Source organism: Bacillus sp. C30, assembly GCF_040838255.1.
GTDB classification, from domain to species: domain Bacteria; phylum Bacillota; class Bacilli; order Bacillales; family Bacillaceae_G; genus Bacillus_A; species Bacillus_A mycoides.
The window spans coordinates 1-11,627 of record NZ_JBFPJH010000096.1; the positions used below are offsets into that span (position 1 = coordinate 1).

The 11,627-nt window shown below is 37.1% G+C and carries 10 protein-coding genes and 1 riboswitch; all 10 genes read right to left on the bottom strand.

Features of this window, described 5'->3' with window-relative positions:
- Positions 1–65: 65 nt before the first annotated feature.
- Positions 66–167, bottom strand: a riboswitch (purine riboswitch).
- 203 nt (positions 168–370) lie between these two features.
- On the bottom strand, positions 371–2,755 hold the full coding sequence (locus AB3X49_RS11495; protein ID WP_002014584.1) for a DNA translocase FtsK: 2,385 nt from the start codon (positions 2,753–2,755) through the stop codon (positions 371–373).
- Between the two features lie 214 nt (positions 2,756–2,969).
- A complete protein-coding gene (locus tag AB3X49_RS11500; protein ID WP_002088064.1) occupies positions 2,970–3,173 on the bottom strand; it encodes a YlzJ-like family protein in 204 nt (67 codons plus the stop codon).
- Positions 3,170–3,919, bottom strand: coding sequence for a translocation-enhancing protein TepA (gene tepA / locus AB3X49_RS11505; RefSeq protein WP_002014582.1), 750 nt, complete (start codon positions 3,917–3,919; stop codon positions 3,170–3,172). Before tepA ends, AB3X49_RS11500 begins: the two co-directional genes overlap by 4 nt.
- A 102-nt stretch (positions 3,920–4,021) precedes the next feature.
- Positions 4,022–5,692, bottom strand: a complete 1,671-nt coding sequence (locus AB3X49_RS11510) for a ribonuclease J (RefSeq protein WP_367962137.1) — start codon at positions 5,690–5,692, stop codon at positions 4,022–4,024.
- Positions 5,693–6,300: 608 nt separating this feature from the next.
- Positions 6,301–7,179, bottom strand: a complete 879-nt coding sequence (gene dapA / locus AB3X49_RS11515; RefSeq protein ID WP_002014579.1) for a 4-hydroxy-tetrahydrodipicolinate synthase — start codon at positions 7,177–7,179, stop codon at positions 6,301–6,303.
- Positions 7,180–7,190: 11 nt separating this feature from the next.
- On the bottom strand, positions 7,191–8,423 hold the full coding sequence (gene dapG, locus AB3X49_RS11520; protein ID WP_002088068.1) for an aspartate kinase: 1,233 nt from the start codon (positions 8,421–8,423) through the stop codon (positions 7,191–7,193).
- A 23-nt stretch (positions 8,424–8,446) separates the two neighbouring features.
- Positions 8,447–9,493 (bottom strand): aspartate-semialdehyde dehydrogenase, encoded by a 1,047-nt coding sequence (gene asd, locus AB3X49_RS11525; protein WP_367962140.1) that lies wholly within the window; start codon positions 9,491–9,493, stop codon positions 8,447–8,449.
- A 149-nt stretch (positions 9,494–9,642) separates the two neighbouring features.
- Positions 9,643–10,242 (bottom strand): dipicolinate synthase subunit B, encoded by a 600-nt coding sequence (dpaB, locus tag AB3X49_RS11530; protein WP_002111357.1) that lies wholly within the window; start codon positions 10,240–10,242, stop codon positions 9,643–9,645.
- Positions 10,239–11,141: a dipicolinic acid synthetase subunit A gene (dpaA, locus tag AB3X49_RS11535; RefSeq protein WP_002128797.1), complete on the bottom strand. Its 903-nt coding sequence runs from the start codon at positions 11,139–11,141 to the stop codon at positions 10,239–10,241. Before dpaA ends, dpaB begins: the two co-directional genes overlap by 4 nt.
- Before the next feature lie 171 nt (positions 11,142–11,312).
- Positions 11,313–11,561 carry a YlmC/YmxH family sporulation protein gene (locus AB3X49_RS11540; RefSeq protein WP_002014571.1) on the bottom strand — a complete coding sequence of 83 codons (249 nt, stop codon included), beginning with the start codon at positions 11,559–11,561 and terminating at the stop codon, positions 11,313–11,315.
- Between the last annotated feature and the right edge of the window lie 66 nt (positions 11,562–11,627).

The window sequence follows — 11,627 nt, forward strand, 5'->3', positions numbered from 1 at the left end:
ACTTTGTACCATAAACATTTCTCATATAGAGAAAAAGTTCGGCACAAAGATTCCTTACATCCTTTGTTACACACTTTTCCCCTCATAGTCTAGCAATTCATGGTTGCCAGGTAGAAACTTATGGACCTTATCTCCAAGATTATATGAGGCAGTGATTCTTTTCGAAGTAATCTTACCACTTGCTCCCATATGTGTCAACAGAATTCAACATTTTTCTACATTAAATATCGAACGTTTTGAAAACCAAAACGATAAGCATTCGTATTCTAAAGAACTCTCTATTATGTAAGCACTTTCTTTTTTATTGACTATAGTATATAACAAAAACAGCATATAAAAAAGCCTAATTGTAAAAACAATTAGGCTTTTTTTAAGAACTTTTTTCTTGCACATCTTTAATGAGTACTCCCCTTGGTTTACTACCTTCATAAGGACCTACTACACCATTCATTTCCATGGCATCAATTAAACGAGCTGCTCGCGTATATCCTACTCTAAATCTACGTTGTAACATAGAAACAGATGCTGTTTGCATTTCTACTACAAGCTGAACCGCTTCATCGTATAATTCATCTTCTACTTCCTGCTTTGTTTCAGGAACATCTTGTGGAATCATATCCTCTTGATATTGCGCTTTTTGCTGCGCAATAACAGATTCTACGACTCTCTCAACTTCATCATCTGATAAAAACGCCCCTTGTACACGAACAGGTTTCGATGCACCAATTGGTATGAATAACATATCTCCACGACCTAGCAACTTTTCTGCACCACCACCGTCAAGAATCGTTCGAGAATCTATTTGGGAAGATACAGCAAATGCAATACGCGATGGAATATTCGCTTTAATAACACCTGTGATAACATCAACTGACGGGCGCTGAGTCGCAATAATTAAATGAATACCAGCAGCACGTGCCATTTGCGCTAAACGCATAATCGCATCTTCTACATCCGAAGAAGCAACCATCATTAAATCAGCTAACTCGTCCACAATTACTACAATATATGGTAATTCAGGTTGTTTCGCTTCCGATTGGCTATTATGTTCTTTAATATAATCATTATATCCTTCAATGTTACGCGTACCGCTATGCGCGAATAATTCATAACGACGCTCCATTTCACTCACAACTTTCTTCAAAGCCTGTGATGCTTTTTTCGGATCAGTTACGACTGGTGTTAATAAGTGCGGAACACCGTTATATACATTTAACTCTACCATTTTCGGATCAATCATCATTAATTTTACTTCATGCGGTTTTGCACGCATTAAAATACTTACAATAATTCCATTAATACATACACTCTTTCCACTACCAGTCGCACCAGCTACTAATAAATGGGGCATTTTATTTAAACGTGCCAATACAGCCTCTCCTGTAACATCACGTCCAAGACCGATTAATAACTTCTCTTCTGGGTGGTTATTCGCCTTTGAATCAAGAACTTCTCTCAGCGTTACCATAGAAACTTCTGAATTCGGAACCTCAATTCCTACAGCTGATTTCCCGGGAATAGGTGCTTCAATACGAATGTCTTTCGCTGCTAAAGCAAGCGCTAAATCATCACTTAAACTAACAATTTTACTTACCTTTACTCCCATATCAGGATACACTTCATATTTCGTAACTGCAGGACCTCTATGTACTTTTGTTACTTTCGCTTTCACACCAAAACTTTGGAATGTACGTTCCAATTTACGAGCATTTTCATAAATTTCCGCATTTTCATTTGTTACTTGCTTATTTTGGGGAAACTTTAATATATCAAGCGAAGGAAGCTTATAATCTTTATTTTCCACATTAGAAAATTGCATAGGAGGTGCTTTCGTTTCACCTTCTAGCGATTCAACGATTTTTTCTCCTCGTTTCTTGTGAGGTTGTTCTTCTGGCGCAGGCGGAACTGCCTCTTCAATAAACGGAGGAGTGATTAAATCATTTTCTTCTATCTGCTTTTCCGTCTCTTCACGTACTGGATAATTCTCAGTAAAATTCGAAATAATTGGTGGACCAATTTCTATTTCTTCTACTGGCTCAATAGCTTCTTCTTGTTCAGCAACACGTTCACGCCTCTTGCTTCTTGTTGTTTTTTTCTTTTCAGTTTGCTCGGCGACCCTTTGAGATTTCCAATCTTTATAATCCCCTTGCATTACTTGAAACTGACTTCTAAGAATTCTCCCTACCGGAGCAAGTACTTCTCCAATATGTTTATTTGTTATACAAAGTATTCCAAGAATAACTAAAATAATTCCAATGATATATGCCCCTACTTCGTCAAATAAGAAGTAGCACGTTGCGAACATCAATGCACCGAACATACCACCACCTAAATGAACACTATCCGGGCCCTTTTTCATTTCAAGGAAGAAGTAATCTTTTGTACTAACAATTACAGAAGTATTTTGTACAGCTCCATCTTTCGTAAGCAGGTTAAATAATGTAATATGACTAAACATTAATATTGCTAGTACAATTAAATAAACACCAATTAGCCGTTTATTTAAAAGGTTGGGCCATCCCCGCTTTATTACAAACGCAACAGATAAAGCTATTACACCTAACACACCAATTATGTACCACTCACCAAAGAAGAAGCGAAAAAATAACACAAACGATTTCCCTACAACACCTAGCTGTAAAATCGTAATAATCGAAAGTGCAAAAAGAGTCAACCCGACGATTTCATAATACAAAGTTGGCTTTATCGTACGTCTTGCCTTAGCCTTCGTCCCTCTTTGCTTTTGTTTTGCCATTTCTTCACCTCGTGTTCTAAAAATTAAGTACAACTTTCTTATAAAAAAGCTCTACTTACATGTCTTTCTCTCTATTTTTCAGGTCTTTATATCTTCTATTTTTACACTTCTTGTAAAATGTTAAATAAACAGAAGAAAGCAGCCTACTCATGGCTGCTCAACCGTCTTGTTTTTTATATTATACCATAGCTCCTAAACAAAATCCTTCTTTTTGCTAAAAGGTAATTTTCTGTCCAGGCTCAAACTCTAGGTAGTGAGACGGATTCGTACTTAATACACGTACAATAGAGTAACATTGATTATCCTCCTCAGAAACCACTAATTCCACGCCATTTATATTCACAACTTTTTGGCTTTCGCATTGTGAATAATCGGCCGGATACACAAGTTGCTCTGGCATAATTGTATATAAAATCATTGTAGCATTGTCCCTTCTGTACTATTATCCTTGCGTTCATCAATTAATTCGTTTAATTTTCGAAGTGCGCTACCAATACCACCGACACCATCTATAAGACCATACTTCACTGCATCTCCACCTATTACATTCGTCCCAATATCTCGCGTCAAATTCCCTTTTGCAAACATAAGCTCTTTAAAACGATCTTCCGTTACTTTCGAATGCTTTGTCACAAATCGAATGACTCTTTCTTGCATTTTATCCAAATACTCAAATGTTTGTGGCACACCTATAACAAGACCTGTTAAACGAATTGGATGAATTGTCATCGTCGCTGTTTCGGCAATAAATGAATAATCAGTTGAGACCGCAATCGGTACACCGATTGAATGCCCTCCTCCTAAAACAAGAGATACAGTTGGTTTTGAAAGCGAAGCCACCATTTCAGAAATCGCTAATCCAGCTTCAACGTCACCCCCAACTGTATTTAATATTAACAGTAAACCTTCAATTTTTGGATTTTGTTCAATCGCGACAATTTGCGGAATGATGTGTTCATATTTTGTTGTTTTATTTTGTGGTGGCAACTGAATATGACCTTCCACCTGCCCAACAATTGTTAAGCAATGAATACGCGATTCATTCATTTGTGGTACATTTGTCTGTCCAAGTTGCTGAATTTTCTCCACTATAGAAGCCTCTTTTGGAACTTCTTTCGGCTCAGCTTCTTTTTCTTCATTTGTATAACGATCACGTTCTGTCATATCGCATCCCCTTTCACTCGTATATAACTATTATTTCTTAAGTTATGAATTTCATTCGATAGGGTTAAAAAAGAAAAAGATCACCTGTAAAGGTGACCTTCTTTATACTTCCATAATAATCGGTAAAATCATTGGCTTTCTCTTCGTTTCTTCGTACAAGAACTGCCCTAATAATTCACGAATATTTTGTTTCAACATAGACCATTCAATTGTATATTCTTTAATTGATTGTTCAACAATCATACGTACAATATCTGTGGATCGTTCGATTAATGCTTCTGATTCACGAACATATACAAAGCCGCGTGAAATAATTTCTGGACCAGAGATTATTTTCTTTTCATCCTTACCAAGTGTTACAACAACAACTAAAATTCCATCTTGAGATAACATCTTTCTATCTCGAAGAACGATGTTACCGACGTCACCTACACCTAATCCATCAATTAAAACATTACCAGCTTGCACTTTACCAGCTAATTTTGCTTCATCGTCACCAAAAGCAATTACATCGCCTTTTTCTACGATAAAGATATTCTCTCTCGCAACACCTACATCTTCCGCTAAATACGCATGTGCTTTTTGCATACGGAACTCACCATGTACGGGTACAAAATACTGCGGCTTCATTAAATTTATCATCAACTTTAATTCTTCTTGGCTACCATGACCTGAAACGTGAACTTTTCTTTCACCGTAATAAATAACCTCAGCACCAGATCTAAATAACAAGTCAATAATTTTTGATACAGATACTTCATTTCCTGGAATTGGAGAAGCTGCAATAATAACAGTATCACCTTTACGAATTGAAATTTGTTTATGAGCTTGTTTCGCCATTCTAGAAAGGGCTGCCATCGGTTCCCCTTGACTACCAGTCGTTAAGATAGCTACCTTTTTTTCCGGGAAATTGTCTATTTCTTGTAATGAAATAACCATACCTTCTGGAACATCTAAATAACCAAGACGTCTTGCAATATCTACCACTTTCACCATGCTACGTCCTACTACCGCTACTTTCCTTCCAGTTTCAGCAGCTGCATCAAACACTTGTTGAATACGGTGTACATTGGAGGCAAATGAAGCAACAATAATACGCCCTTCTGAACTATAGAATACTTTAGAAATCTCTATACCAACTTCTTTTTCCGAACCTGTATAACCAGGACGTTCAGCGTTTGTACTATCAGATAACAAGCAAAGTACGCCTTTATTTCCAATTCGTGCCATTTTCCCAAGATCTGCTCCACTATTTCCGATTGGAGTTTGATCAAATTTAAAGTCTCCTGTATATACTACAGCACCTTTTGATGTATGGAAACAAACACCCACAGAATCCGGAATACTATGTGTCGTTCCGAAGAATGACACATTTGTTGAATTAAACTCTACTGTTGAATTCGAGTCAATTGTTTTTAAGTCTACACGGCCTAACATTCCTGCTTCGCCAAGCTTTTCTTGTATAAGTCCTACCGTTAATTTCGTCGCATATACTGGAATAGATAATTTACGAAGCACATAAACAATTCCACCAATATGATCTTCATGACCATGGGTAATAAATAGTCCTTTTACTCGCTCTTGATTTTCTACTAAATATGTAATGTCAGGAATAACAATATCAATCCCAAACATTTCATCTCCCGGGAACATCAATCCGGCATCTACAATAAAGATTTCAGAATCAATTTCAACACAGTACATGTTTTTTCCGATTTCACCTACTCCGCCAAGAGCAAATACTTTAACAGACTCATTCTCTTTTCTCTTCATGTTGTTGCCTGGTTTAAAAATCTTGCAAACACTGATTTCACTAAAATTGCAGAGACACCAGGGGAAACTCTACAACCACCATATATTCACCGTCCAAGACGAATGTCCTTACCGTTATGCGATATCATGTCCTTGTTAATTTTTTAAACCAGGTTTCACCTCTCTTTCATTATATAAATCAAATATCTTATTCGATATGATATGAAAATTTCATTAAATCTTAATTTTTACCAATTTTGCTAAGCATACCCGTACTAAGCTACTTAGCCATATTATAACTGATACAAGAAATAGAACACAAGTTAAATTATGCGAAAGACAAGAGAAGACACTAAAATGAGATTATAATTTAAGAGGGCAAAATTCATATCAGTTTTACTATTTTCCCTACGTAATAAGAGTTTGATGGAAAAATATTCATGTAAATTCTTTACATAAACATGAAACGATATTCACTAAAAAAATCTTATCTCTGTAATCAGTTTCTTACTAATTCTCCCCCCTGCCACCCCCTTCTTATTACAGCTTATTAACTATAGCTAATTTTCATCACTTACATATAGTTAGTCAAAATAAAAATGACCTAGTTTCACACTAGGTCATTTTTATTAACGAGGAATAGATTGCATTACGGATTGTAACGTTATTCTTTCTTCTTCCGTTAATGGAAGAAGTGGCAAACGTACAGAACCTACATCTAATCCCACCATTTGTAATGCTGTTTTTACTGGTGTTGGGCTCGGCGCCATAAATAGTGCATCCGTTACTTTTACTAGTAATTGATGTAATTTCTGCGCTTTTTTGAACTCTCCAGCTTGGAATGCAGCAATCATTTCTTGCATTTCATTCCCGATAACATGAGATGCTACAGAAACAATACCTTTTGCTCCAATTGCCATAGCTGGTAATGTTAAACCATCATCACCGCTGTATACTGCAAAGTCGTCCGCTGTTTTTTCAATGATTTCTGTCATTGTTAATACATCGCCGCCTGCATCTTTAATCGCAACAATGTTTTCTATTTCTGATAAACGAACAACTGTATCAACGGAGATTTGTACAATAGATCTTCCTGGAACATTATATAGCATTACCGGAAGCGGAGTGCTTTCAGCGATTGTTTTAAAGTGCTGGTACATCCCTTCTTGACTCGGTTTATTATAATACGGTGCCACTAGCATAACTGCATCAACACCAACTTCAGTTGCCTTTTTTGTTAAATCGACAGAAGCATGCGTATTATTGCTACCTGTTCCAGCGATGACGGGCACCCTTTTATCGACAACAGATACGACATGGCGATATAACGCTACTTTTTCTTCTGATGTTAATGTAGGAGATTCTCCAGTCGTCCCTCCTACCACGATTGCTGTTGTACCGTTATCAATTAAATAATTTACCAATTTCGTTGTCTTTGCAAAATCGATATTACCATTTTTATCAAACGGTGTTACCATCGCGGTTGCAATTGTCCCAAAATCTATCATGATCTCACTCCTTATTGTTCCAGTTGCTTTTCTTTTGAAAGCTCAAATGCACTATGTAATGCATTCACAGCCTCCACTAAATCGGCTTCTTTTACAAGAACCCAAATTGTCGTATGACTATCTGCTGATTGCAGAATTTGAATACCTTTTTCCGCTAAAGCTGTGACAATTTTCGCTGTAACCCCTGGAATACCTGCCATTCCAGCACCAACGATAGAAACCTTCGCACAATGCTCTGTCACCACTGGATCATATCCAAGTTGCTTTAAAACCTCAACTGCACGCGCTGATACACTATCCTTTACTGTGTAAGCTACACCGGTAGGAGAAATGTTAATTAAGTCCACACTAATCCCTTCATTAGCCATTTCTTTAAACACGTGTTGTTGTAAATCATATGCAGTTTCTTTTGCAAGCACTTTAATTTGCGTTACGTTTGACACATGGGCAATCCCTGTAACAGGACGTTCTTCTACATCCTGCCCTTTTGTAGCACCATCATATGCCGCAATAAGCGTACCTTCACTATCAGAATACGTAGAACGTACACGAAGTGGTACTTTTGCATGCATCGCAATTTCAACCGCACGCGGATGAACAACTTTCGCACCCTGATAAGCCATGTTACAAATCTCGTTATATGTTACAGTTTGAAGATGACGTGCATCTTTTACGATACGAGGATCCGCAGTCATAACACCTTCAACATCTGTGAAGATATCGATATATTCAGCATGAAGCGCAACACCTAATGCTGAAGCTGAGGTATCACTACCTCCGCGTCCAAGTGTTGTCGTATCTCCATTTTTCGTTTGACCTTGGAATCCAGTCACGACGATAACATCTACATTTTGTAACTCTTCATGTATACGATCGCAATTCATTTCAATAATCTTAGCATTCGTAAAGTCATTATTCGTTACAAAACCAGCTTGCGCACCATTTAATGCTGCTGCTTTTATACCATTCTCATTCAACATGTTAGAGAAAACAATTGCTGAGATTAATTCTCCGCATGATAATAATAAATCTTGCTCACGTTTAGAAATATTAGGTTCCTCTTGATTTACAAGACTTAATAACGTATCAGTTGCATACGGTTCACCTTTACGGCCCATTGCTGATACAACAGTAACTACTTTATAACCAGCAGCTAACGATTTTTTTATATGGTGAAGCGCATGCTTGCGCCCATTGTCATCACGTACTGATGTACCACCAAATTTTTGAACAATAATTTTCATATTTTGCACCTTCTCTTAGCCGTTTACACTAATTGTAATTTTACTAAGCGCTCTGCAATTTGAACAGAATTCCATGCAGCGCCTTTTAATAAGTTATCAGATACGACCCAAAGGTGGAATCCTTTATCATTATTTAAATCTTTACGGATTCTTCCAACGAATACTTCATTTTTACCTACTGCAGTAGCTGGCATTGGATATAACTGCTCTGCTGGATTATCTTGCAGTACAATACCTTCTGCATTTGCAAGTAAGTTTTTCATTTCTTCTACTGTTACGCCTTCTTTATCTACTTCAATGTACACAGACTCGGAATGACCCGATACAACTGGTAAACGTACACATGTCGCAGCTACTTCTAATTCAGGCATATGCATAATTTTTTTCGTTTCATTAATCATTTTCATTTCTTCGAATGTAAATCCATTATCTTGGAATTTATCAATCTGTGGAATAGCATTAAAAGCGATTTGGAAATGCTTTTCGTCACCTGATACAGGTAAAACATTCGCCTTTACTTCTTCGCCATTTAAGATTGCTTGTGATTGTTCATGAAGTTCTTCAATAGCTTCCGCACCAGCACCTGATACAGCTTGATATGTGGAAACGATTACTCGTTTTAAACCATATTGCTGGCGAACTGGCTCAAGAGCTACTACCATTTGAATTGTAGAACAGTTTGGATTTGCAATAATACCATTATGTTCTTTTAAATCATTTTCATTTACTTCAGGTACAACAAGTGGCACGTTTTCTGTCATACGGAATGCACTTGTATTATCAACAACAATTGCACCGCGCTTTGCTGCTTCTGGCGCTAATTGTTTCGATACAGATCCACCTGCACTAAATAGTGCAATATCTACTCCTTCAAAACTTTCAGGAGTTGCCTCTTGAACTGTAAATTCTTCGCCTTTAAATACAAGTTTCTTACCTGCAGATCGTTTAGATGAAAGTAACGTTAACTTCCCAATTGGAAATTCTCGTTTCTCTAAAGTATTTAACATTTGTTCACCAACTGCGCCGGTTGCTCCAACTACAGCGACATGAAAAGTTTTTTGCTTTTCCATCACTATGCCCCTTTCTAGATACCAATCCTTCTATAACTTAGAATTAGAAGGAGCTTACAATGCCCCCTCTAATCTTAATAACGTTAATTTTATCATATTCTACAGTAAGAATGATGGTTTCAACAAAAATTGTACGTTTTTTTCGTTTTTTAATTCATATATCTGAATTTTTCTACAACAACAGGTTGTAATTGTTTTCCTTGTAGCGCTTCCAATACTGTATCTTCAAGTAACTCCATACGAGCTACCATTGAGTTCGGTTTTTTCTCTGGTGCATCTTGGCCAAATGGTACGAAGTAGATGTCTTTTGTAGCCATTAGGCGCATGAGATTTACTCCATTAAGCCCCAACGCATCATTCGTCGAAACAGCTAACACAACAGGCTTTCCATTTCTAAGCGTCGCTTTTGCTGCCATTAATACTGGAGAGTCTGTCATTGCATTTGCAAATTTACTCATCGAATTCCCTGTTAGTGGTGCAATCACCATGCAATCTAGTGGAATTTTCGGTCCTAGTGGCTCTGCGCCAACGATTGAATTAATTGCCTTAAAACCGGTTATTTCTTCGATCTTTTTAATCCATTCTTCCCCTTCGCCAAATCTAGTATTTGTTGATTGGACAGTATAAGAAACAACGGGACGTACTTCTGCACCTTCTGCAATTAACTTCTCTAAATGTGGCATAACTTCTTCATACGTACAATGTGACCCTGTAAATCCGAAACCAATTCGTTTTCCCTTTAAACTCATTTCTCATCATCCTCCTTTGCGATTGCATCTGCTATTAATAACTGAGAAAGAACATTCGCTAATATTTGTCCTGCTGTTTTCGGTGCAACAATCCCAGGAAGACCAGGTGCTAATAATGCCTTCACTCCACGCTTCTCCGCATAGCGAAAGTCCGTGCCACCTGGCTTAGAAGCTAAATCAATAACTAGCGTATGAGCTGGCATTTTTGAAATAACATTCGCTGTCACAACGAGATGCGGAATTGTATTAATAACAATATCGATATTACCTACTTCTTTCTCTATGTCTTGCATATGAAAAGGAGAAAACATCATTTCTGTAATACGAGCAATATGTTCCGAACGTCTCGCTCCAACTTTGACATGTGCTCCTAATGATTGAAAGGCTCTTGCAACACTCATACCAGTTCTACCAAATCCTAAAACCATTACATTCGATCCATGAATTGTGTAATCAGTATGTTGAATAACCATCATTAGTGTACCTTCTACGGTCGGAATAGAGTTATAGATTGCAACATCATCACGATCAAATAATTTTACAAGTTTGCGATTTGTAGTAGCTACGAGATTTTCCAGGTAAGGTGTACCAATACCTGAATATATAGTGAAGTTTTCTGGCGTCTTTTCAATTTGTTCTTTCGTTATGGAAACTTTCTCATTTGAAAAAATAGTATCTACTTCTCCTCTGGCATTCGTCCCTGCAACCGGCAAAATAATTGCATCTAAAGAAGTGAAATTTAAATCTTGTATACTTTCCTTTGCTGCCCCTGTGAAGCCATGATCTAACTGTTCAAACCCTATTAATGAAAGTTTCGCGTCCAGTTCGACTAGCTTGCGAATTACTTCTAGCTGCCGTGCATCTCCTCCTATGACAGCAATATGCATCTCAGTCAACATTCCCTAATTCACCTTCTTTTTCTTTCATTTATAAGAAAAATGCCTACTTTTTCTTTTTCCTCCACATCATATGTAATGTACGAGTTTGAGGTGATTGAAAAACAAAAAGCACACGTGATTTATCTTCTTTATATAAAGATAAAAAAAGACAACCAAAATGGTCATCTTTCACTATGATCTTGAATGGTTCGTAAGATCGCAAAGTATCATATCATTTCCAACCTTCTTTATTTTGCTCCATTCTACTCTCACTTCTTGCTGTTCTCTTTTAAAACCTCCCCATTTCCCAGCAGGTATAATAAGCGCTTGTATTTTTCCATCTCTCTCATCAATTTCTAAATCTGCATGACCTAAAACTCCCATTTTTTCTGCTCTTTCTAAATCCACAATCTCTTTGCCACTTAATTCACTTAAACGCATTAAATCTCCCCCTGTCCTACTTTTTATGAAGGTTATCCTTATAATAAGTACCTATTCTGCATATAT